The 20,673-nt window shown below is 42.7% G+C and carries 26 protein-coding genes; 25 read left to right on the top strand and 1 reads right to left on the bottom strand.

Annotated elements, in window-relative coordinates:
* The first annotated feature begins 76 nt into the window (after positions 1–76).
* Entirely contained in the window at positions 77–970 is an 894-nt protein-coding gene (locus HUS26_RS05355; RefSeq protein ID WP_371809552.1) for a patatin-like phospholipase family protein, read from the top strand.
* A gap of 20 nt (positions 971–990) precedes the next feature.
* Here the strand turns inward: HUS26_RS05355 and HUS26_RS05360 are convergent, their stop codons facing one another.
* Positions 991–1,395: an SA1362 family protein gene (locus HUS26_RS05360; protein WP_173916173.1), complete on the bottom strand. Its 405-nt coding sequence runs from the start codon at positions 1,393–1,395 to the stop codon at positions 991–993.
* Between the two features lie 364 nt (positions 1,396–1,759).
* Here HUS26_RS05360 and HUS26_RS05365 point away from each other — a divergent pair, with 364 nt between their 5' ends.
* From HUS26_RS05365 to ahrC, 24 genes are all read left to right on the top strand, one after another.
* Positions 1,760–2,251, top strand: a complete 492-nt coding sequence (locus tag HUS26_RS05365; RefSeq protein ID WP_173916174.1) for a YqhR family membrane protein — start codon at positions 1,760–1,762, stop codon at positions 2,249–2,251.
* Between the two features lie 69 nt (positions 2,252–2,320).
* Positions 2,321–2,776 (top strand): type II 3-dehydroquinate dehydratase, encoded by a 456-nt coding sequence (gene aroQ, locus HUS26_RS05370; RefSeq protein ID WP_173916175.1) that lies wholly within the window; start codon positions 2,321–2,323, stop codon positions 2,774–2,776.
* The gene (locus tag HUS26_RS05375) at positions 2,776–3,837 is read left to right on the top strand and encodes a Xaa-Pro peptidase family protein (protein ID WP_173916176.1); all 1,062 of its coding nucleotides are present in this window, start codon (positions 2,776–2,778) and stop codon (positions 3,835–3,837) included. Before aroQ ends, HUS26_RS05375 begins: the two co-directional genes overlap by 1 nt.
* Before the next feature lie 15 nt (positions 3,838–3,852).
* On the top strand, positions 3,853–4,410 hold the full coding sequence (gene efp, locus HUS26_RS05380) for an elongation factor P (protein ID WP_173916177.1): 558 nt from the start codon (positions 3,853–3,855) through the stop codon (positions 4,408–4,410).
* Between the two features lie 133 nt (positions 4,411–4,543).
* A complete protein-coding gene (gene spoIIIAA / locus HUS26_RS05385; protein WP_173916178.1) occupies positions 4,544–5,521 on the top strand; it encodes a stage III sporulation protein AA in 978 nt (325 codons plus the stop codon).
* A complete protein-coding gene (spoIIIAB, locus tag HUS26_RS05390) occupies positions 5,466–5,975 on the top strand; it encodes a stage III sporulation protein SpoIIIAB (protein ID WP_173916179.1) in 510 nt (169 codons plus the stop codon). The genes spoIIIAA and spoIIIAB overlap by 56 nt, the downstream gene beginning before the upstream one ends.
* 18 nt (positions 5,976–5,993) lie before the next feature.
* A complete protein-coding gene (gene spoIIIAC, locus HUS26_RS05395; protein WP_173916180.1) occupies positions 5,994–6,200 on the top strand; it encodes a stage III sporulation protein AC in 207 nt (68 codons plus the stop codon).
* Between the two features lie 6 nt (positions 6,201–6,206).
* On the top strand, positions 6,207–6,605 hold the full coding sequence (gene spoIIIAD / locus HUS26_RS05400) for a stage III sporulation protein AD (protein WP_173916181.1): 399 nt from the start codon (positions 6,207–6,209) through the stop codon (positions 6,603–6,605).
* A 17-nt stretch (positions 6,606–6,622) separates the two neighbouring features.
* Positions 6,623–7,780 carry a stage III sporulation protein AE gene (gene spoIIIAE / locus HUS26_RS05405; RefSeq protein WP_173916182.1) on the top strand — a complete coding sequence of 386 codons (1,158 nt, stop codon included), beginning with the start codon at positions 6,623–6,625 and terminating at the stop codon, positions 7,778–7,780.
* Between the two features lie 10 nt (positions 7,781–7,790).
* Positions 7,791–8,393: a stage III sporulation protein AF gene (gene spoIIIAF / locus HUS26_RS05410; protein ID WP_173916183.1), complete on the top strand. Its 603-nt coding sequence runs from the start codon at positions 7,791–7,793 to the stop codon at positions 8,391–8,393.
* Positions 8,386–8,997: a stage III sporulation protein AG gene (gene spoIIIAG, locus HUS26_RS05415; RefSeq protein WP_173916184.1), complete on the top strand. Its 612-nt coding sequence runs from the start codon at positions 8,386–8,388 to the stop codon at positions 8,995–8,997. The genes spoIIIAF and spoIIIAG overlap by 8 nt, the downstream gene beginning before the upstream one ends.
* Positions 8,998–9,009: 12 nt before the next feature.
* Positions 9,010–9,546, top strand: a complete 537-nt coding sequence (locus tag HUS26_RS05420; protein ID WP_173916185.1) for a SpoIIIAH-like family protein — start codon at positions 9,010–9,012, stop codon at positions 9,544–9,546.
* Between the two features lie 434 nt (positions 9,547–9,980).
* The gene (gene accB / locus HUS26_RS05425; RefSeq protein WP_173916186.1) at positions 9,981–10,478 is read left to right on the top strand and encodes an acetyl-CoA carboxylase biotin carboxyl carrier protein; all 498 of its coding nucleotides are present in this window, start codon (positions 9,981–9,983) and stop codon (positions 10,476–10,478) included.
* 15 nt (positions 10,479–10,493) lie between these two features.
* Positions 10,494–11,861 (top strand): acetyl-CoA carboxylase biotin carboxylase subunit, encoded by a 1,368-nt coding sequence (gene accC / locus HUS26_RS05430; RefSeq protein WP_173916187.1) that lies wholly within the window; start codon positions 10,494–10,496, stop codon positions 11,859–11,861.
* A gap of 8 nt (positions 11,862–11,869) precedes the next feature.
* Positions 11,870–12,268 (top strand): Asp23/Gls24 family envelope stress response protein, encoded by a 399-nt coding sequence (locus HUS26_RS05435; protein ID WP_173916188.1) that lies wholly within the window; start codon positions 11,870–11,872, stop codon positions 12,266–12,268.
* 112 nt (positions 12,269–12,380) lie between these two features.
* Positions 12,381–12,761 carry a transcription antitermination factor NusB gene (nusB, locus tag HUS26_RS05440; protein WP_173916189.1) on the top strand — a complete coding sequence of 127 codons (381 nt, stop codon included), beginning with the start codon at positions 12,381–12,383 and terminating at the stop codon, positions 12,759–12,761.
* A gap of 26 nt (positions 12,762–12,787) precedes the next feature.
* Positions 12,788–13,639 carry a bifunctional methylenetetrahydrofolate dehydrogenase/methenyltetrahydrofolate cyclohydrolase FolD gene (gene folD / locus HUS26_RS05445; protein WP_173916190.1) on the top strand — a complete coding sequence of 284 codons (852 nt, stop codon included), beginning with the start codon at positions 12,788–12,790 and terminating at the stop codon, positions 13,637–13,639.
* Between the two features lie 12 nt (positions 13,640–13,651).
* Positions 13,652–14,995: an exodeoxyribonuclease VII large subunit gene (gene xseA, locus HUS26_RS05450; RefSeq protein WP_173916191.1), complete on the top strand. Its 1,344-nt coding sequence runs from the start codon at positions 13,652–13,654 to the stop codon at positions 14,993–14,995.
* Positions 14,995–15,231, top strand: a complete 237-nt coding sequence (locus tag HUS26_RS05455) for an exodeoxyribonuclease VII small subunit (protein WP_173916192.1) — start codon at positions 14,995–14,997, stop codon at positions 15,229–15,231. The genes xseA and HUS26_RS05455 overlap by 1 nt, the downstream gene beginning before the upstream one ends.
* Positions 15,231–16,112, top strand: coding sequence for a polyprenyl synthetase family protein (locus HUS26_RS05460; protein WP_371809553.1), 882 nt, complete (start codon positions 15,231–15,233; stop codon positions 16,110–16,112). Before HUS26_RS05455 ends, HUS26_RS05460 begins: the two co-directional genes overlap by 1 nt.
* 702 nt (positions 16,113–16,814) lie before the next feature.
* On the top strand, positions 16,815–17,414 hold the full coding sequence (locus HUS26_RS05465) for a hypothetical protein (RefSeq protein WP_173916193.1): 600 nt from the start codon (positions 16,815–16,817) through the stop codon (positions 17,412–17,414).
* An 18-nt stretch (positions 17,415–17,432) separates the two neighbouring features.
* Positions 17,433–19,322, top strand: a complete 1,890-nt coding sequence (gene dxs / locus HUS26_RS05470) for a 1-deoxy-D-xylulose-5-phosphate synthase (protein ID WP_173916194.1) — start codon at positions 17,433–17,435, stop codon at positions 19,320–19,322.
* 6 nt (positions 19,323–19,328) lie between these two features.
* Positions 19,329–20,147 (top strand): TlyA family RNA methyltransferase, encoded by an 819-nt coding sequence (locus tag HUS26_RS05475; protein WP_173916195.1) that lies wholly within the window; start codon positions 19,329–19,331, stop codon positions 20,145–20,147.
* Between the two features lie 62 nt (positions 20,148–20,209).
* A complete protein-coding gene (ahrC, locus tag HUS26_RS05480) occupies positions 20,210–20,659 on the top strand; it encodes a transcriptional regulator AhrC/ArgR (protein WP_173916196.1) in 450 nt (149 codons plus the stop codon).
* The last annotated feature ends 14 nt before the right edge of the window (positions 20,660–20,673 follow it).

The following is a 20,673-nucleotide window of genomic DNA, read 5'->3' on the forward strand; positions in this document are numbered from 1 at the left end:
GCAGAAATAGTGGCGTCTTTTTTTATCGTGAAGTTCTAGACATTCGCCTTCCCTTCTATATATAAAACGTGGGGGGATGGGCGTGAATGTAGATGGCGTATTCTCAGGTGGCGGTGTAAAAGCCTTAGCGTTTATTGGAGCCCTTGAAGTATTGGAAGAAAACCATTATAAGTTTCAGCGTCTAGCGGGAACCTCAGCAGGAGCCATTGTGGCCAGCCTGCTCGCTGCCGGTTACAAAGCGAAAGACTTAAAAATTATATTGGAAGAACTCTCTTTGGAAAAAGTTATTGATCAGCCGCTCACTGATCGAATTATGCCATTTTCCAAATGGATGTTTCTCTATTACCGGATGGGGCTCTATAAAGGAAATCGTCTCGAACAGCTGATTGATAAGTGGCTTTCTAAAAAAGGCATTCGGACCTTTGCCCACTTGCCTGAAAACAGTTTGAAAGTCATATGTTCCGATCTTACCTTAGGACGGATGGTCGTGATTCCAGATGATCTACAGGAAGTTTATGGCATAGATCCGCACACCTTTTCTGTAGCCAAAGCTGTAAGGATCAGTTCAAGCCTTCCATATTTTTTTATGCCGGTAAAACTTCACGGCAAGAAAGGACGCTCGCTCTTAGTCGATGGAGGCGTGCTTAGTAACTTTCCAATCTGGCTGCTTGAAAATGAACACGGAAGAAGAAAAAGGCCGATTATTGGGATGCAGTTGAGCGATCCTCCTGATCAGCTGCCCGAGCAAAAGATTAAAAATGCAATCCAGATGTTTCACGCTCTGTTTCGGACGATGAAGCAGGCACATGACGGCCGCTATATATCTGTAACAAAAAGCCGGGATGTGATTTTTATCCCTGTAACAGGAGTGCAGACGACAGATTTTTGCCTGAGCGAATCTCAGAAACAAGAGCTTCTTGAGATCGGAAAAAATCAAGCTTCGCTTTTTTTAAAGCGCTGGTCAAGATAAAAAAGATCGAGCCATTCATTTTAAAATGAGGCTCGATCTTTTCTTTTATTATTTTTCTGTCCTTCAATCACGCGGAGATGGGCAGCGCTTCTGCGGCGCTGTTTCTTCTTCTGCATTAGAGACGGCTTTACTGGTGACGGCTGTGTTTTCTTAGGTTTCACAGTTGGAGATTTGTATTTTTGCTTGGACTGCTTAACAGCTTGTTTATATTTTTTCATTTCATTGCGGCTGCCGCCTCCACCTCCGCCTGTACGATGGCGAAGTATGAAAAAATAAAGCGCGCCGTAAATCAGGACTGCAATACCGATCATCATTATTATAGAAGAGAGAAACGATGATGTGTTCGTGAATAATTGAATCCCTACGTAAAAAATGGCCAGGGCGATAAGAGAATAAATCAGTGATGTCATCCAGTTTCTTGACATATATAGAACCTCCTTCATTAAAATCCTGTTTAGAAATACCCCATTAATAGTACCTATACCACTATAAGGACGTCTTCTATCATCAAATTGCATATTTTTGAAAGTTTAACCGACTTATTTATAGAAAGTCTATTGAATATGCGAAAAAAGAAGACTATCATAAAGAGCTCTTTTCATTTTTACCTATATTTTAAATAATATTCTTTAAAAAATATCGGACTTTCTGTCACTGCAGAATATTTTTTTAATTACTTTATCTATACTTAATATTTTACCGCAAATTTCCGTCATTCACTAGCCTTAAAACGTCTAAGGAGAGCATGAATTTTATGTTTTTGGAAAATATAAGAATGAGGTGATGAACATGTCAGATAAACCAAGACAGCAGCAGCAAAAAGAGCCGCCGCAAAGTGTACTTGCTAAGACGCTGACGATCGGATTTATGGCCGGTTTGATCTGGAGTACACTTGGGAGTGTCTTTTACTACTTTAACTTTACTCAAGTATCGGCCGCGACTTTTATTTTCCGTTCTTTTTGGCAGACTGATTGGACTGGATCTCTGCTTGCGGAAATCTTAGCGGTTATTATCGTGGGGCTGTTATCAATAGTAGTCGCGCTGGTATACTACTTAGTATTTAAATCGAGAAAAGGGATCTGGCCGGGACTGATTTATGGTCTTTTGCTTTATGCTATTATTTTTGTAGCTGTAAACCCTGTGTTCTCAGCAGTTCCAAGCTGGTCGGAGATGTCGAGTGATTCTTATGTAACAAACATTTGCGTGTTTATTTTATATGGTGTGTTTACAGGTTATTCAATTTCTTATGAGTATCAGGAATACAACCATCAGCCTCAGTGATGATATGAACATAGTATGGTAAAATAATAGGGATTATTCATATCAAAACAGAGTAAGGATGGTTAATGAATGGGGAAGCGCTTACTTTTGTTAAATGGTCCTAACTTAAACATGTTAGGACAAAGAGAACCTGAGACTTATGGCAGTACTACTTTGAAAGATGTAGTGGAAATGGTCAAAGAAGTATGTGACCAGCATGGGTACGAACTGGAATCCTTTCAGTCCAACCATGAAGGCGACCTGGTGGACCGTCTGCAGAGAGCAAATAAGGAAGCGGCAGGCATCATCTTTAATCCGGCCGCTTATACGCATACAAGTATTGCTCTTCGCGATGCGATAGCTGCTATAGAGCCGCCGGTTGTGGAGGTTCATATTTCTAATGTTCATAAGCGGGAAGAATTTCGCCAACATTCCATGCTGGCCGCCGTCTGCCTGAGCCAGATTGTCGGTTTCGGTGTCGATGGATATTGGCTGGCCGCCATGGGTCTTATTCAAAAGATAGAAAGTGAAGGGAGAAATTTATGATGTCCAACCTGAACAAGCTGCGCCAGTCATTAATAGAAAATAATCTGGACGGGCTGCTGGTGATGAGTGCAAAAAATAGAAGGTATCTTGCTAATTTTACCGGTACGGCAGGTGCTTTGTTAATCAGCCGGGAAAAAGCACTGTTTATAACAGACTTCCGTTACATGGAACAGGCAGCTGAACAGGCGGAAGGGTTTGAAGTCATCGAACATAAAGTGCCACTTCAAGAAGAAATTACGAAGCTTATCAAGGAGCAGGGGCTAAAAAGAGTAGGTTTTGAGAAAGATCACTTAACGTACAGCCAGTATGAAAGTCTGCAAAGCGGACTGACAGAAAAATTAGTACCTACCGCTGGGTTAATAGAGAATTTACGCTTGATAAAGTCGGAAGATGAGCTTAGTATATTAAAGGATGCAGTCAAGATTGCAGACGACGCTTTTGAACATATCTTAAATTACATAAAGCCGGGTATAAAAGAAATTGATGTTTCAAATGAATTAGAGTTTTTTATGAGAAAGCAAGGAGCGACATCTTCAAGCTTTGATATTATCGTGGCTTCCGGCTTTCGTTCGGCACTCCCTCATGGAGTCGCATCTGAAAAGGAAATTCAAAATGGCGAGCTGGTCACTCTAGATTTTGGAGCCCTTTACAACGGGTATTGTTCAGATATCACTCGTACGGTAGCCGTCGGTGAGATAAGCGATGAGCTTAAAGATATTTATGACACGGTGCTTCAAGCTCAATTAAAAGGGATGGAAGGTTTAAAAGCAGGCATCACAGGGAAAGAAGCAGATGCACTTACAAGAGATTACATTAAGGAAAAAGGCTATGGGAACTACTTTGGTCATTCTACAGGGCACGGCATTGGTCTTGATGTTCATGAAGGCCCGGGATTGTCGTTCCGGTCGGATGTTACGCTCGAGCCGGGAATGGTCGTAACAGTAGAACCAGGCGTTTATGTACCTAATGTTGGCGGCTGCAGAATTGAAGATGACGCCGTAATCACGGAAAATGGCAATGAAAAATTAAGTTTCGCACCGAAAGAACTTATTACTTTATAACAGGAGGCAGGGTATATGATTTCAGTAAACGATTTTAAAACAGGATTGACGATCGAGGTAGACGGAGGGATTTGGCAGGTTATGGAATTTCAGCACGTAAAGCCTGGCAAAGGAGCAGCGTTTGTTCGTTCTAAGCTGCGTAATTTACGTAACGGTAACATTCAGGAGAAAACCTTCCGTGGCGGGGAGAAGGTAGAGAAAGCTCATATAGAAAATAGAAAGATGCAGTATCTTTATGCAGCAGGAGATATGCACGCCTTTATGGATACGGATACTTATGAGCAGGTTGAAATTCCAGGAGCTCAGATTTCCGACCAGCTGAACTATTTGAAAGAAAACATGGAAGTACAGATCATGACGTTCCAGGGAGAGACTCTCGGTGTCGAACTTCCTAAAAATGTTGAGTTAAAAGTAGCAGAGACAGAGCCTGGTATCAAAGGAGATACGGCGAGCGGCGGAACAAAACCAGCTACTCTTGAAACAGGTTTAACGGTTCAGGTTCCTTTCTTTATTAATGAAGGAGAAGTCCTGTTAATAAGTACGACGGACGGCAAATACGTTTCAAGAGCCTAAGGTAATATAATTAACTGAAAGAGCAATCCCATCGATCGGGATTGCTCTTTTTTTCGTCTTTTTGTTGAGGTCATAATTTAATAGTTTTGGACATACATATAGGATAAAGCATTGACAAAAGGAGCTTTTGATTATGGAGGAAGTCATTCGCTTATTTCCAAAAACCTATCATTCTACTCTATCTCAGTACGTAAATTGGAAGACTGTTCAGGAGATAAGACTGAGGGTGTTAAAGCCGATTGAGGTGGTCAGCGCCGACAGGGTTACCGCAATTCCCTCCTCTAAAATAACGATGATCGACTTGTCATACGTTTTAAATCAGGTCAGTCACTTTTCGCTTTATAAGTTTAAAGAAGAAGTGAAGGAAGGGTTTATCACGATTCAAGGCGGGCACAGAGTGGGACTGGCTGGCAAAGCCAACCTGGATAATGGGAAGGTAGCCACGTTAAAGGATATTACTTTTATGAACATTCGTATTGCCCGGTCCTCTCTTCAAGCAGGAAAGAATCTCGTGCCTTATTTATGTGAAGACGGCCAGTGGTTAAACACGTTAATCGTCGGTCCGCCGCATTCAGGAAAAACAACGATACTGCGTAACTTAGCAAAGCTGGCTGGTGCAAGGGCCGATCAACCGGGCTCTAAGAAAGTCGCCATAGTGGACGAGCGCTCAGAAATTGCTGCCTGTCAGGATGGTGTTCCGCAGTTAGATGTCGGGGAAAGGACGGATGTAATGGATGGGTGTCCGAAAGCATCGGGGCTGATGATGATGATCCGTTCCATGTCTCCTGAAGTCATTATTGTGGATGAAATGGGCGGATTAGCGGATGCTGCAGCCGTACAGGAAGCTGTTTATTCAGGTGTGCAAGTGATTTGCAGTGTCCACGGTTCGAGTTTTGAATCTGTGGCTAAACGTCCATCTATTCATCACATGATGAAAGAAAAAATTTTTGACCGCTATGTTATTTTAGAACGTCTCAATATCGATGGAGAAAACAGGGTTCAAATTTTAAATGAATCTGGCAGGGAACTGGCTCTATTAAAAGGGGAGAGAGGATATGGAATGGATCGGGGCCGTAATCGTTTTAGTCGCTACCACGTGGATCGGGTTTGATACTGCTGCTAAATTCAGAAGGAGACCTGGGCAGATCAGGCAGTGGAAAAGTGCTTTGCAAATGATAGAAGCTGAAATGGTTTACAGCCAGTCTTCTTTATGGGAAGTCTGTGAAAAGCTGTCTAAAGTACTGCCTTCTCCAATATGCTATTTCTTTACCGGTCTATTAAGTGAAAAAGGGACTTGTACCGATTTTAGTGCGTTATGGGCTTCCGAGCTGCGGAAACAGTGGTTCTGGAATTCTATGACGAAAAGTGATTTAGACATTTTAGTCCAATTTGGCAGTACGCTGGGCCAGCATGATTTAGTCCAGCAGCAAAAACAGATTAAACTGACATCTCATCACCTCGATTTACAGTTAAACGAAGCCATTGAAGTATCAAGCAAGCATCAGAGACTGGCGAGAGGGGTTGGTGTGTTAAGCGGACTTTTAGTTGTTTTACTACTCATATGATAAGGGGGAGGGGACGTTGTGCTGCAAGACGCATCCATCCTGTTTCAAATTGCCGGCATAGGTATTATAGTAGCCATGATTCACAGCATTTTAAAGCAAATGGGTAAAGAAGAAATTGCCCAGATCGTTACATTAACAGGCTTTATTATCGTTCTTTTTATCGTGCTGCACCGTTTAGCGGATTTATTTCAGCAAATTAAGTCGGTTTTTCTCTATCAAGGGTAGCGGTCTATGGATATTGTTCAGATTGTCTCTTTAGGACTGGTAGCTACTGTACTGATTGTTTTGCTTAAAGAACAAAAATCATCGATCGCTTTTTTACTGCTTATTTTTACAGCGCTGCTCATTTTTATCTCGGTATTAGATCATGTGAAATATATCTTTACCCTTCTTCACTACATCGCCGAACAGGCGCAGGTAGAAGCTGTTTATTTAAAAACCATCTTAAAAATTATCGGGATCGCTTATATTACCGAATTTGGAGCTCAATTAATCAGAGATGCCGGGCTGGGGGCTTTAGCATCCAAGGTGGAGCTGGCCGGGAAACTGTTCATCCTGATGCTGGCCATACCGATAATAACTGCCCTTATTGAAACAATCTTGGACTTTATACCTGTGGCAGCAGGTTGAGAATAGTGAGGTACGAGATGAAATATTTATTATGTCTAAGCTTCCTGATCATTGCCGTTTTCACTAATCCCATGATGAGCCATGCTTCCACATCGGAAGAGAATGTACGTACACTAACTGATTACATTTCCACTGAAGAGCTCGAAAAGAATTACGATAAACTCCACGAACAATACGGAGAATACATGCCTTCCATATCATTCGACGATATTTCTGAGTGGAGCGAGCAAGGAAATCCATCTTCAGGGTGGATTTCCGGAATTATTAATTTCCTCTTTCATGAGCTTCTTGCAAATGGAAAACTGTTGGGTTCGCTGCTCTTTCTTACAATGTTTAGTGCTTTACTGCAGGCAATTCAGTCATCGTTTGAAAACACAGTCGTCAGTAAAATCGCCTACATGGTGATCTATCTAGTTCTGATCGGCCTGGCCCTTGAAAGCTTTGGACAAGTCATACAATATACGACGGCTACGATTGAGCAGATGAGCAGCTTTATGATCGGCCTGCTTCCTCTGCTCTTAGGAATAATGGCTTCCTTTAGCCATTTGATGTCGATCTCATTTTTCCATCCGATTATCATCGCACTTGTCCAGTCGAGCGGTTTGCTCGTAAAATATTTGCTCATTCCATTATTTACTTCTTCTGCTTTACTTATGGTCATCGGTTCTCTAAACAGTGGGTTTAAGGTGGACCAGTTAGCTGAACTGTTGAGAAAAGTGGGGGTGGCAATAATGGGAGCTTATCTAACGCTGTTTCTTGGAGTGATCTCTGTACAGGGCACCGTAACAGCTGTTCAGGATGGAGTCACTATGAAGACAGCTAGATTTGTAACCGGTAACTTTGTTCCCGTGGTTGGCCGGCTATTCACCGATGCCACTGATACTATTTTGGGAGCTTCTCTTTTGTTGAAGAATACGGTAGGCCTTGCCGGTGTCGTCATTTTACTTGGGATCGCGCTATTTCCGGCACTCAAAATTTTTGCCCTGGCTTTAGTTTATAAGTTTGCAGCCGCCATCCTCCAGCCGATTGGAGATGGACCGGTAGTTACGGCGATGGTAATCGTCAGCCGCCATATGATGTATATATTTGCTGCGCTGTTAATGGTATCGATGATGTTCTTCTTAGTTATTGTCATTATGGTGGCAGCGAGCAATATTACGATGATGGTTCGATAAGGGTGATAAGATGCAGGTTTTTACGCAATGGATAACTGAAATTGTACTCTATTTAGTACTCGCGATACTGGCTGATGCTCTTCTGCCTTCTGGATTGATGAAGAAATATGCCCGGCTGGTCTTAGCCATTTTGCTTTTATTGATTATCATAGACCCTCTCCTCCAGTTATTGAAAGTGAATCCCCATCAGATTGTTCAATCGGTTCACCAGCAGATGAATGCAGGGTTTGAAACCGAACAACTAAAGGCTGAAATAGAAGAAAAGAAAAATGAAATAATGCGTGGACAAGATGCATATACATTACAACAGGTGGAGGAGGCAGTTTCCGGCCAGCTGAAAGGCCCTCTTGAAGAAGAGAAGGTATCAATAGAAACGGCGGATTTTGAGTTCTCTACTGAACCTTACAGCGTTGAATCACTGGACAAGCTGATTCTCACTTTATCGTCTCAAGAAGAAGAAAGTGTGGTGGAAGAAGTGGTCATTTCTGCAAATGACCAGACCGCATCCGGAACGAATCATCCGAATGAAGCAGACATAAAGAATTTAGTTGCCGGAAAACTTGGGTTAAATGTGCAGCAAATTGAAATTCGGTGGGAGGAAGATCATGAGTAAATGGTGGAATAAACTCTTGAGCCCTTTATCTTCTGGGGAAGGACAAAAAATAAATAAAAGAAAATATTTCATCATCATAGGTTTGGTTGGCGTATTTTTTATTTTACTCAGCAACTTGTTCCAGACACCTGATACTACGGTACAGCCTCAGCCGCCTGCCGATAAGCAGACATCTGGAAGCGGGCCTGAGGCACCCGTCATGGCGGTAGCTGATTTGGAAAAAGAGTATGAAGCTCAGCTAACGCCACTGCTTGAAAACATCCAGGGAGTAAGTGAAGTGGATTTGATGGTGAATTTAGCAGCAACAGAAGAAAAAGTATATGACAAAAACTTGATCATTGGAAAGCAGACAACGAATGAAACAGATAAGAACGGAGGGGAAAGAGAAATTGAGGATTATTCAAAGGAACAGCAGCTAGTACTTATCCGGCAGGGGGACCGCGAAGTTCCATTACTGACAAAAACTAATAAACCGCCTGTCAGTGGAGTGTTTGTCACTGCTAAAGGTGTAGAGAACATGAAGGTAAAGGAATGGGTTGTGGAAGCCGTGTCGCGAGTATTAGATGTACCTAGTCATAGGGTTTCAGTGTTGCCTAAAACATAGGGAGGGATTCTCTTGGTTAAAAAACAAACGGTTTGGTTGTTAACGATGTTAAGCTTACTAATTGTGTTAAGCGTGTATTACATGACGTCACCGGATAATGGAGAAATGGCATTTATTCAGGATGATCAGTGGCTTGAGGAAGGAACAGGAGACAGCGAAGCCACATCAGAAAACGCAGTCACTTCAGATGTATCTACCGAAGAATTATTTGCTTCTATCCGTCTTGAAAAGCAGAATGAGCGTGACCAAAAAACCGAGCAATTATCCGAGATCGTAGCATCCAGCGATTTTTCTGCGGAAGAGAAAAATGAAGCCATGGAAGAAATGGAATCTATTCAAGCAACAGCTTCCAAAGAGTCCGTTTTAGAAAATACGATTCGTGCGAGTGTTCCTTATGAGGACGTTTTAGTAAGAGCAGAAGCAGATGTCATTCAAGTAACAATCAAAGCAAACGAGCTCACCAAAGCTGAAACGAGAGAGATCATGCAGATGGTTTCTGATGAATTTGGTCAAAAACGAGTCGAAGTGAAATTTCAGCCTGAGAACTAAAGCTTAAGACCCTTAACACAACCGTTAAGGGTTTTTAGTTTGTAGAAAAAACTCATGCTTTCTGACGACCGACTTTTCTTTCGAAGGGGAGTGCAGCGAGACTCCTTAAGGGACACGCAAGGCTGGCAAGAAGTCACAGGGCAAAAAGCCCGAGGAGGCTTGCCGTCTTCTCGTAGGAAATCGAGGTGGTTCCCGCGCCATTAGTCTTCTTTTATGGCCAATGGGATCCTGCCAACCACGTTAGCTTTATCAGGAAATTCTATGGGAAAAAACGGTTGAGACTTTCTCGACAGTCAGACCCCATAAGAAAGATTAAGGGTTTTGGTTATGGGCCAAATTCTCAGGATAGTTGAGTAATGTGGAAATGTATCGTAAAATATTAAAAGGAGATTTTACTACCTGCTAAGTATATTTACATAAAGGAGTGGACAAGGATGTTAAAAGTCCAGGAAATTCGTGAATTAATTAAGTTAATCGACAAATCGCAAATTGATGAGTTCTCATATGAATCAAATGGAACGAAAGTTTGCATGAAGAAGAGCAATGGAGCAGTAGTAACAGAAGCCCCTTTGCAGCAGGAATCAAGCCAGCCTAAACCTGAGCCTGTTCAGCAGACGGCACCTGAATCAGCAGAGAAACCAGCTCCAAAAGAAGAAAGTGAAGCTGAGCAAAAGCCAGCATCCACAAATTATGATAAAGAAATTACTTCCCCAATGGTTGGAACCTTCTATCAGTCTCCATCCCCTAATCAAGATGCTTATGTTAAAGTAGGCGATCAAGTCAAACAGGATTCCGTTGTTTGTATAGTAGAAGCGATGAAACTATTTAACGAAATCGAAGCAGAAGTCTCTGGAGAAATCGTTGAGATTTTAGTTAATGATGGAGAGCTTGTAGAATACGGACAGCCTTTATTCAGAGTGAAATCGGCTTAATTGGGGAGTGAAAAAATGATTAAGAAAGTTTTAATTGCAAACCGGGGCGAAATCGCAGTTCGTATTATCCGTGCCTGCAAAGAAATGGGGATCGAGACAGTAGCGATTTATTCAGAAGCGGACCGTGAGGCGCTTCACGTGCAAATCGCTGATGAAGCATACTGTGTCGGCCCTACTTTAAGCAAAGACAGTTACTTAAACTATACGAATATTATGAGTTTGGCGACTTTAACGGAAACTGATGCGATTCACCCGGGATACGGGTTTTTAGCGGAGAATGCAGAATTCGCCGAAATGTGTGAAGAGTGCAATATTATCTTTGTCGGTCCTTCTTCTTACGCAATTCAAAAAATGGGTACGAAAGATGTGGCCAGAGAAACGATGAGAGAAGCGGGGGTTCCTGTCGTACCAGGTTCAACCGGGATCATTGAAAACATAGAAGCAGGAAAGAAAGTGGCTGAAGAAATCGGCTACCCTGTAATCATTAAAGCGACGGCAGGCGGTGGAGGTAAAGGAATCCGCGTGGCGAGAACAGAGGAAGAACTTGTAAAAGGTATTAATATGACACAGCAGGAAGCTGAAACGGCCTTTGGTAATCCAGGCGTCTATATTGAAAAATATATTGAAGATTTCCGCCACGTCGAAATCCAGGTGCTTGCGGATAATCATGGCAATGCCGTTCATTTAGGCGAGCGTGACTGCTCCATTCAGCGCCGTCTTCAGAAGCTGATTGAAGAAACACCTTCTCCTGCCGTTACACCGGAAATCAGGGAGAAAATGGGTGATGCGGCAGTTAAGGCTGCTTTAGCCGTAGATTATTCCGGTGCAGGTACCGTGGAATTTATTTTTGATCAGAATGAACAGAAGTTTTATTTTATGGAAATGAATACTCGTATTCAGGTAGAGCATCCTGTAACAGAGATGGTTACAGGCGTCGATTTAATTAAAGAGCAGCTGAAAGTTGCTAATAATGAAAAGCTTTCCTTTACACAGGAGGAAATCGAGTTTGAAGGCTGGGCCATTGAATGCCGTATCAATGCCGAAGACCCTTTTAAAAATTTCATGCCTTCCGCAGGAAAAATCGATATGTACCTTCCGCCGGGCGGCTTTGGAATCCGCATTGATTCCGCGGCTTACCCGGGCTATATGATTCCGCCATATTATGATTCAATGGTTGCCAAATTAATTACTTATGGGCGGGATCGTGAAGAGGCCATTCAAAGGATGAAGCGTGCTTTAGATGAATTTGTTATTGAAGGCGTTCATACCACCATTCCGTTCCATCAGCGCATGATGGAGCATGAGGTTTTTGTGGGTGGAGACTTTAATACTAAATTCCTTGAGAATTACAGCGTAATGAGTGACGAAACAGGAGAGGAGTAGTCTATAAAATGGATGAAAAACAATTGTTGAACGTTACAGAAGGTTCTACTTTAGGTAATGTAGAAATTGCACCAGAAGTTATTGAAGTGATCGCAGGGATTGCGGTTTCTGAAGTGACGGGTGTTGCCTCCATGCGCGGAAATTTCGCTACAGGTGTAGTGGAACGCTTAGGAAAGAAAAGCCACGGCAAAGGTGTAAAAGTTGAGCTGGAAGCAGAGGGAATCGCTATTGACGCTTATGTCGTACTTGATTACGGTATCTCTATACCTGACACTGCTAAGAAAATCCAGGATAATACGAGACAGGCTCTAAAAAACATGACGGCTTTAGAAATTAAAGAAATAAACGTTCACGTAGTCGGTGTCCAGATGGAGACGAAAGAAGACAGTGATACGGAAGAAGAATAAAGAGATAAAGGCCAGCAGGGGAAACCCTAAGCTGGTCTTTTGTCGGTTTATAGCATTTTATAAGTGAAAATGTTATGATTCTAACGGATATGACCTTAAAGGAGCAAGATAGATGAAACGACGTTTAGCAAGAGAAAAAGCTTTTCAGGCCCTGTTTCAAATGGATTCACATGAAATTACCGAACAGGAAGCGATTGAACACGTTATTGAAGAAGAACAGGAAGATAAATTTCTAACGGAACTTGTATACGGAGTGATCGAACATAAGGAAGAAATCGATGCTGCCATAGAAAAGAACCTGGAGCGGTGGTCTTTCTCCCGCTTAGCAAGAGTAGAAAAGACGCTTCTCCGTATTGCAGCCTACGAACTGCTGCATCAGGACGAAGTGCCGCCGCAGGTAGCCATTAATGAAGCAGTTGAGCTGGCAAAAGTTTTCGGAGAGGAACAGTCCGGCAAATTCATTAACGGTGTACTGTCTAAAATGGTCAAGTAAATTTTAAAAAGAGGGGAAGATGATTTATGAGTGCAGAAGTAATTTATGGTAAGGATTTGGCACAACAGCTGCGTCAGGAAATGAAAGAAGAAGTCGCTCAATTAGAAGAGCAGGGAATCCATCCAAAGCTGGTTGTGGTAATTGTCGGAGAAGATCCTGCCTCTAAGTCTTATGTTAAAGGAAAGCAGAGGGCTTCTGAAAATGTAGGAATGAATTCTGATTTACTCGAGCTACCAGAAGATACTACCGAAGAGAAGCTTCTGAACATTATAAACGATTTGAATGAGGATTCTTCCGTACATGGTATACTCGTTCAGCTTCCGCTTCCTAAGCAGATAGATGAACAAAAGGTAATTGAAGCGATAGATCCAGCCAAAGATGTAGATGGATTTCATCCAATCAATGTAGGGAAATTAATGACGGGCCAGGATACTTTTTATCCATGTACTCCGTTTGGCATCCTCGTTATGCTTCAGAGAGCCAATATTTCTATTGAAGGCAAACACGTAGTGATCATCGGCCGCAGTAATCTTGTTGGTAAACCGGTTGGTCAGCTGCTGTTAAACGAGAATGCAACAGTTACTTACTGTCACTCTAGAACGAAAAATCTAAGAGAACATACGAAGCAGGCAGACATTTTGATTGTAGCAGCAGGAAAGGCACAGCTTATTACTGGGGAAGACATTTCGGAAGGAACAGTCGTCATTGATGTTGGGGTTAATAGAGTGGACGGAAAGCTTACCGGAGACGTCGACTTTGAATCAGCCGCACAGAAAGCTTCCCACATTACACCTGTACCAAAAGGAGTAGGACCTATGACAATCACGATGCTTCTTCACAATACGATCAAAGCTGCGAAGTGGATTCATAAAAAATAAGGGGAAATTCACGTGAACGATCGATATTTAACGGTGACCGCGTTAACAAAATATATAAAAAGAAAGCTCTCTCACGATCCTCACTTAAAAGAAGTCTGGCTGAGAGGAGAAATTTCTAACTTTAAGCGCCACAGCCGCGGTCATATGTATTTAACATTAAAAGATGATCAAGCGAGAATTCAAGCGGTTATGTTTGCAGGAAACAACCGCTTCCTGAAGTTCAGGCCGGAAAATGGCATGAACGTTCTTATCCGCGGGGAAATCAATGTTTATGAGCCGATGGGGAACTATCAGCTCTACATACAGGATATGCAGCCTGATGGTATCGGCGCTCTTTATTTAGCATTTGAACAGCTGAAAGAAAAATTAGAGAAAGAAGGATTGTTTTCTGCAGAAAGAAAAAAGCCGATTCCTTCTTTTCCTAAACATATCGGTGTAATCACTTCTCCGACTGGGGCTGCCATTCGTGATATCTTAACGACGATTAAGCGAAGATACCCGATCGTCAAAGTGTCTATTTTCCCGGTTGTCGTCCAAGGTAAAAGGGCGGCATCTTCTGTTTCAAAAGCGATTGACTATGTGAACCGCCACATGGACTGTGATGTACTTATTGTTGGAAGAGGCGGCGGATCCATTGAGGATTTATGGGGATTTAATGAAGAGGCTGTGGCAAGAGCCATAGAACATTCGAACATCCCAGTTATTTCAGCCGTCGGGCACGAAACGGATACTACGATCAGTGATTTTGCAGCAGATGTTCGGGCGGCTACGCCTACAGGTGCCGCTGAGCTTGCTGTCCCATCCCTCGTAGAAGTGAAGGAACAGATCAGGAACTTTACGATAAGACTGGACCGCAGTATGAACGTTTTGCAGACCGATGGGAGAAATCGGCTGAACCGTTTAAAAAGATCTTATGCCTTTAAATATCCTGAACAGCTGATGAAGCAGAAAGAACAGGATCTCGACCGGATGATGGAGCAGTTAAATAATCGGGTCGAACAGGTTCATGAATCTTATACAGAGAAACTAAATTACCTGCATAACCGTTTGCAGCAAAGACACCCTGCGTCAGAAATCGAAACAAATCGAAAATCCGTAGATGATAGAACAAAGCAGCTTCAATCTCAATTTGAATCTAAATTCTCCGCTAAGAAAGACCAGTTTTATAAGCAGTTGGAGAAGCTCTCATTGTTAAATCCGCTGGATACAATCAAACGTGGATATGCCATACCGTATACGAATGATGATCAAGTTGTTAATGATGTTCATAAAGTACAGCCTGGAGATCCTTTAAAAGTGACGGTACGAAATGGAACCATTTACTGTGACGTAGAAGGAATAGAGGAGGAGAACTGATGAGTGAGGAAAAAAACGATATCAGCTTTGAAGAAGCGATGAAGCAGCTGGAAGAGATTGTACAGAAGCTGGAAACTGGAGAAGTACCTTTAGAAAAAGCTATTCAGTATTATCAGGAAGGGATGCAGCTCTCCAAATTGTGTAATGAAAAGCTAGGAAGTGTAGAAAAACAAATGCAGCAGATTTTAAATGAACATGGTGAATTTGAAGCTTTTGACGTTCAGGAGGACGAATAGTGGCGTCGTTACAGGCATATGTGGAAAAGAATAAAGGTTATATTAACGAACAGCTTGAAATGTATGTGCAAGAGTACACGAGAGAAGGACGTTTAAGAGATGCAATGCTTTATTCCATCCGAGCGGGTGGAAAGCGGCTGAGACCGGTTTTAGTGCTGGCTGCATTAGAAGCATTCGGTTCACCAGTATCGAGAGGAATCAGCACCGCCTGCGCTTTAGAAATGGTTCACACGTACTCGTTAATCCACGATGATTTGCCCGCTATGGATAACGACGATACGAGAAGAGGCCAGCCGACTAATCATATGAAATTTGATGAGGCAACAGCCATTTTAGCGGGTGACGCGCTGCTTACTTTAAGCTTTCAAGTCATTTCAGAAGACGTTCAGCTTTCTGACAGCGAGAAGGTTTTTCTAATTAACGAACTATCGAGAGCCAGCGGGCCTATTGGTATGGTGAATGGTCAGATGCTGGATATGCAGAGTGAAGATGAGTCGATCAGCCTCGAAGCACTTGAATACATTCATAAAAATAAAACCGGTCAGCTGCTCAGGTTTTCAATTCTTGCGGGCAGCTATTTAAGCGGCGCAGATGAAATAAAGCTGGCTGAAATGCTGAAAATGGCAGAAGCTCTCGGCATGATTTTCCAAATTCAGGACGATATTTTAGACGTGATCGGTGACGCTGAAGCAATCGGCAAGCCGACGGGCAGTGACGTTTCAAATCAAAAAAGCACCTATCCACAGCTGCTTGGCCTAGAAGGGGCTGTCGAGCAGAAGGAACGTTATGTTCAAATCGCCCAGCAGTCTTTAAGAAGGGCGGACGTGGCAAATACGATGCTGTCTGAATTAATTGACTACTTAAGCCAGCGAAACCACTGATTTATGTGAAAACTTTAATAATTGAGCAACAGAAGTGATTTATGGTATATTGTATTTACAAAAGGAATGGTGCAGTATTCTAGTCGGTCCTCCGTTCCTGAAGGCGGGCCTAAAAATCCGCCGAAGGGCACATCGATGAAGTTCCTTGTGCCGGCTTGAGGCGCCCAGCCTTGGGTCGGTGCTGGGAGTTAAGGTTGCAGGGCGATCCACAAAGGCATGTGGGCGTTGACCCGGCTTCCGCGGAGGCCCATCTTTGTGAGGGAATCTTGCCAGAGACTCTTATGAAATGGGGTATGAACCTACATTTTATGGATATCATTCTATAAAAGTAGCGTAGCCTGCCTTGAGTGGTTGCTGAGGGGATTATAGTCATGAACATTCCATTATTCAGATGGCCACTGAACGATGGAGTTGTATACTATATGAAATCAGTACTGCAAAAGAGGCTAAGGAACGGCTAAAGACTGTCGGGGAAATCCCCTAGACTGTTCAGTGGACATAAATAAGGAATTATAGTGCGGACTAAGTGGCAATCTAGTCCAGCTTACGGAGACGGAGCTGATTTGGATTTAAAGGGGAACCGCCAGAGTGGTGACGCTCGGTATCCAAATGGGAAAACCTACTAGACCTAAGCCGTAATTTTTACTTTATTTATGACCATTCCTTTTCTACATACTAAATACTTAACAATTGGGGTTAAGAATGAATAAAAACTTAAAAAGATCAATTAAATTCAGTGTGAGTATTGCCGTTATCACTTTTGTGTTAGCGGCTATTTTTTCAATTGTATCTAACTCCGTGATGAGCGGCGTGGCCTGGGGTATAGGGTTAATCATCGTTCTTCTTATTGTATTGACAGGCGTTGTTTTTGATATGCTAGGAATAGCTGCAACAGCTGCAGACGAGCCGCCGTTTCATTCAATGGCTGCAGAAAAAATTTCCGGAGCTAAAGAGGCGATAATCATCGTCCGAAACGCAGACAGGTTTGCAAGTTTCTGTAACGATGTGATAGGGGATATATCTGGTATAGTAAGTGGAACGGCCTCTGCTGTGGTTGTTATTCAGCTTACGAACGTTCTAGGTTCATCTGAGGGTTCCGGCCTTCAATTAACTTTGTCAGTGCTGCTGACAAGTATTGTGGCTGCAATCACCGTGGGCGGAAAGGCCGTAGGAAAGTTTCTTGCGATTCATTCTTCAACAAAAATTATTTTGTGGGCAGCACGTGTGATTGCGTGGATTGAATCGAATTTAAAGATAAATATTATATCGGTCTCAACCAAATCCACACGAAAAACACGATAAATATAAGGAGGTCCATTTATGGATCTGTATAAAATTAAAGATCCTTCTTTTATAAAGGGGATGTCAATTGATCAACTTAAAGAATTATCAAGCGAAGTACGAAAGTTTTTAATTGAAAATCTTTCATCGACCGGAGGACACCTTGGAGCAAACCTTGGAGTAGTTGAGCTGACGCTGGCCCTGCACAAAGTTTATGAAAGCCCGAAAGATCGGTTTCTATTCGATGTGGGACACCAGTCTTACATCCATAAGATATTGACAGGCCGGGCAGGAAAGTTCGATACGCTCAGAAAGTATCAGGGGCTTTGCGGCTTTCCTAAACGCAATGAAAGCGAGCACGATGTCTGGGAAACGGGTCACAGTTCCACATCTCTTTCAGCAGCCATGGGAATGGCAATCGCAAGGGACTTAAACGGAGAAAAACATTCTATTGTACCGATAATCGGAGATGGAGCTCTTACGGGCGGGATGGCATTAGAAGCTTTGAACCATATTGGGGACGAGAAAAAGAATGTAACCGTTATTTTAAATGATAATGAAATGTCAATTGCCCGAAATGTAGGAGCTCTTCATGGAGCTCTCGGACGTATGAGAAGTGCAGGTAAGTACAACCGGGCAAAAGATGATTTAGAATGGTTGCTGAAACGAATTCCAGCTGTCGGAGGAAAACTGGCACAGGCGGCGGAACGGTTAAAGGACAGCATGAAGTATTTCATCGTACCCGGCATGTTTTTTGAAGAACTGGGCTTTACTTATTACGGTCCGGTAGACGGCCACGATTACAACGATCTTTTAGAAAACTTGAACTATGCCAAGAAGACAGAGGGCCCTGTAATAGTTCACGTGATTACTCAAAAAGGAAAAGGGTATCACCCGGCTGAATCGGATCAAAAAGACAAATGGCATGGTGTTGGACCTTATAAAATTGAATCGGGTGAAAAAATTAAAGCTGCTGATGCTCCTCCAGCGTGGAGCGAGGTCATTAGTGAAACGCTTAGAAAAGAAGCCCGTAAAGATAAAAGAATCGTTGCCATTACGCCGGCGATGGTGCTTGGCTCAAAACTTGAAAAATTTCAAAATGAATTCCCATCACGGCTGTTTGATGTGGGGATTGCCGAGCAGCATGCGACTACACTTTCTGCAGGGCTTGCCACTCAAGGCATGAAGCCTTTTTTAGCGATTTACTCAACGTTCCTTCAAAGAGGATATGACCAGGTGATTCATGATGTAGCGAGGCAAAACCTGAACGTGATGTTTGGAATTGATCGTGCGGGATTGGTAGGAGCTGACGGGGAGACTCACCAGGGAGTGTTTGATGTCGCGTTCCTTCGCTCTATTCCGAACATGGTGCTCATGATGCCAAAAGATGAAAACGAAGGCCAGCATATGGTTCATACGGCAGTCCACTATAATGACGGCCCTATCGCTTTGCGTTATCCTCGCGGAAATGGGATAGGCATTAAAATGGATGAGCAGCTTTCTCCAATTTCAATTGGAAGCTGGGAAGTTCTAAAAGAAGGTTTAGATGCTGTAATTCTAACCTTTGGCACCACGATTTCATTAGCTTTAAAAGCGAGTGAGCGATTAGGCAAAGAAGGTTATTCAGTCCGAGTAGTCAATGCCCGGTATATTAAACCGATGGATGAAGCGATGCTGCATGACATCATGAAAGAGAATTTGCCGATTCTTACTATTGAAGAGGCTGTTCTGCAGGGAGGATTCGGCTCAAGTGTGCTCGAATTTAAATCTGATTACAGCTACACGTCAGCGGTAAAACGCCTGGGCATTCCTGATCGGTTCATTGAACACGGAAGCGTGGACAAGCTATTAGAAGAAGTCGGCTTAACGGAAGAAAATGTAATAAATGAAATTAAACATATGACAATGACTAAACAACAGAGGGCTTAAGAAGTTATGGGAAAGAAAATTAGACTAGATGTCCTGCTTGTTGAAAGAGGACTAATTGAAACAAGAGAAAAAGCTAAACGTACGATTATGGCCGGGCTTGTCTTTGAGGAGCAGACACGCCTTGATAAGCCTGGACTTAAAGTTGATGAAGATATAGAAGTGAAAATCAAAGGCCGGCCGATTCCTTATGTAAGCCGGGGAGGCCTGAAGCTTGAAAAAGCCCTCCAGGAATTTTCACTCGATCTTACAGGGAAAATTATGGTGGATATCGGAGCTTCGACAGGCGGATTTACGGATTGTGGACTGCAGAACGGAGTAAGTTTAAGTTATGCCATCGATGTAGGGTATAACCAGCTCGATTGGAAATTAAGAAATCATGATCAAGTAATTGTTATGGAGCGCACGAATTTTCGTTACGTAACCGCCGACAACTTAGTTCATGGGAAGCCTGAATTTGCTTCCATTGATGTATCCTTTATTTCTTTAAAGCTCATCCTGCCTGTACTTTCCGATTTGTTATCTGAAGGCAGTGACGTGGTCGCACTGATTAAACCGCAGTTTGAAGCCGGCAGAGAACAGGTTGGAAAAAAAGGAATTGTAAGAGATGCTAAAATTCACCGGCAAGTCGTAGAAGACCTGCTTAACTTTTCCATGGAGAAAGGCTATTCAGTGCACGGCTTAACCTACTCACCGATCACTGGAGGCGATGGAAATATTGAATTTTTAGCTCATTTACGTTATTCGGGGGAAGATGAAGGGGAAATGCTGCCTCATATTGACATTCGAAGAGTGATTGAGGAAGCACATGCATCACTTAAAAAATGAACAAACTTATGAATAGGGAGACTAGCTTTTAGTCTCTCTATTGTTTAGTGAGGAGGGTGACCATGAACAAAGGTCAGCGACATATAAAAATACGTGAATTAATAACAAACGATGATATAGAAACGCAGGATGAGCTCGTCGACCGTTTAAAAGGAATGGGGTATAACGTGACACAGGCCACGGTATCACGGGATATCAAAGAGCTTCACTTAGTTAAGGTACCTATGATGGACGGCCGTTATAAATACAGCCTGCCGGCAGACCAGCGGTTTAATCCTCTTGAAAAATTAAAGCGCCTGATGATGGATGCATTTGTCAGCATTGACCGCGCCGGACATTTTATTATCTTAAAAACGCTTCCAGGAAACGCAAATGCTGTAGGAGCTTTAATTGATAACCTGGAATGGGAAGAGATTATGGGAACCATTTGCGGTGACGACACCTGCTTAATTATCTGCCGCAGCCAGGAACAGACAAAAAGCATTAGTGATCAATTATTAAATATGTTATAAATCGAGGTGACTCG

This window comes from Halobacillus sp. Marseille-Q1614, from assembly GCF_902809865.1.
GTDB lineage: Bacteria > Bacillota > Bacilli > Bacillales > Halobacillaceae > Halobacillus_A.

Bases quoted from the DNA above. Each gene is read 5' to 3' on its own strand.
- HUS26_RS05355 (WP_371809552.1), top strand. From the start codon at position 77: ATGGGCGTGAATGTAGATGGCGTATTCTCAGGTGGCGGTGTAAAAGCC.
- HUS26_RS05360 (WP_173916173.1), bottom strand. From the start codon at position 1,395: ATGTCAAGAAACTGGATGACATCACTGATTTATTCTCTTATCGCCCTG.
- HUS26_RS05365 (WP_173916174.1), top strand. From the start codon at position 1,760: ATGTCAGATAAACCAAGACAGCAGCAGCAAAAAGAGCCGCCGCAAAGT.
- aroQ (WP_173916175.1), top strand. From the start codon at position 2,321: ATGGGGAAGCGCTTACTTTTGTTAAATGGTCCTAACTTAAACATGTTA.
- HUS26_RS05375 (WP_173916176.1), top strand. From the start codon at position 2,776: ATGTCCAACCTGAACAAGCTGCGCCAGTCATTAATAGAAAATAATCTG.
- efp (WP_173916177.1), top strand. From the start codon at position 3,853: ATGATTTCAGTAAACGATTTTAAAACAGGATTGACGATCGAGGTAGAC.
- spoIIIAA (WP_173916178.1), top strand. From the start codon at position 4,544: ATGGAGGAAGTCATTCGCTTATTTCCAAAAACCTATCATTCTACTCTA.
- spoIIIAB (WP_173916179.1), top strand. From the start codon at position 5,466: ATGGAATGGATCGGGGCCGTAATCGTTTTAGTCGCTACCACGTGGATC.
- spoIIIAD (WP_173916181.1), top strand. From the start codon at position 6,207: ATGGATATTGTTCAGATTGTCTCTTTAGGACTGGTAGCTACTGTACTG.
- spoIIIAE (WP_173916182.1), top strand. From the start codon at position 6,623: ATGAAATATTTATTATGTCTAAGCTTCCTGATCATTGCCGTTTTCACT.
- spoIIIAF (WP_173916183.1), top strand. From the start codon at position 7,791: ATGCAGGTTTTTACGCAATGGATAACTGAAATTGTACTCTATTTAGTA.
- spoIIIAG (WP_173916184.1), top strand. From the start codon at position 8,386: ATGAGTAAATGGTGGAATAAACTCTTGAGCCCTTTATCTTCTGGGGAA.
- accB (WP_173916186.1), top strand. From the start codon at position 9,981: ATGTTAAAAGTCCAGGAAATTCGTGAATTAATTAAGTTAATCGACAAA.
- accC (WP_173916187.1), top strand. From the start codon at position 10,494: ATGATTAAGAAAGTTTTAATTGCAAACCGGGGCGAAATCGCAGTTCGT.
- HUS26_RS05435 (WP_173916188.1), top strand. From the start codon at position 11,870: ATGGATGAAAAACAATTGTTGAACGTTACAGAAGGTTCTACTTTAGGT.
- nusB (WP_173916189.1), top strand. From the start codon at position 12,381: ATGAAACGACGTTTAGCAAGAGAAAAAGCTTTTCAGGCCCTGTTTCAA.
- folD (WP_173916190.1), top strand. From the start codon at position 12,788: ATGAGTGCAGAAGTAATTTATGGTAAGGATTTGGCACAACAGCTGCGT.
- HUS26_RS05455 (WP_173916192.1), top strand. From the start codon at position 14,995: ATGAGTGAGGAAAAAAACGATATCAGCTTTGAAGAAGCGATGAAGCAG.
- HUS26_RS05465 (WP_173916193.1), top strand. From the start codon at position 16,815: ATGAATAAAAACTTAAAAAGATCAATTAAATTCAGTGTGAGTATTGCC.
- dxs (WP_173916194.1), top strand. From the start codon at position 17,433: ATGGATCTGTATAAAATTAAAGATCCTTCTTTTATAAAGGGGATGTCA.
- HUS26_RS05475 (WP_173916195.1), top strand. From the start codon at position 19,329: ATGGGAAAGAAAATTAGACTAGATGTCCTGCTTGTTGAAAGAGGACTA.
- ahrC (WP_173916196.1), top strand. From the start codon at position 20,210: ATGAACAAAGGTCAGCGACATATAAAAATACGTGAATTAATAACAAAC.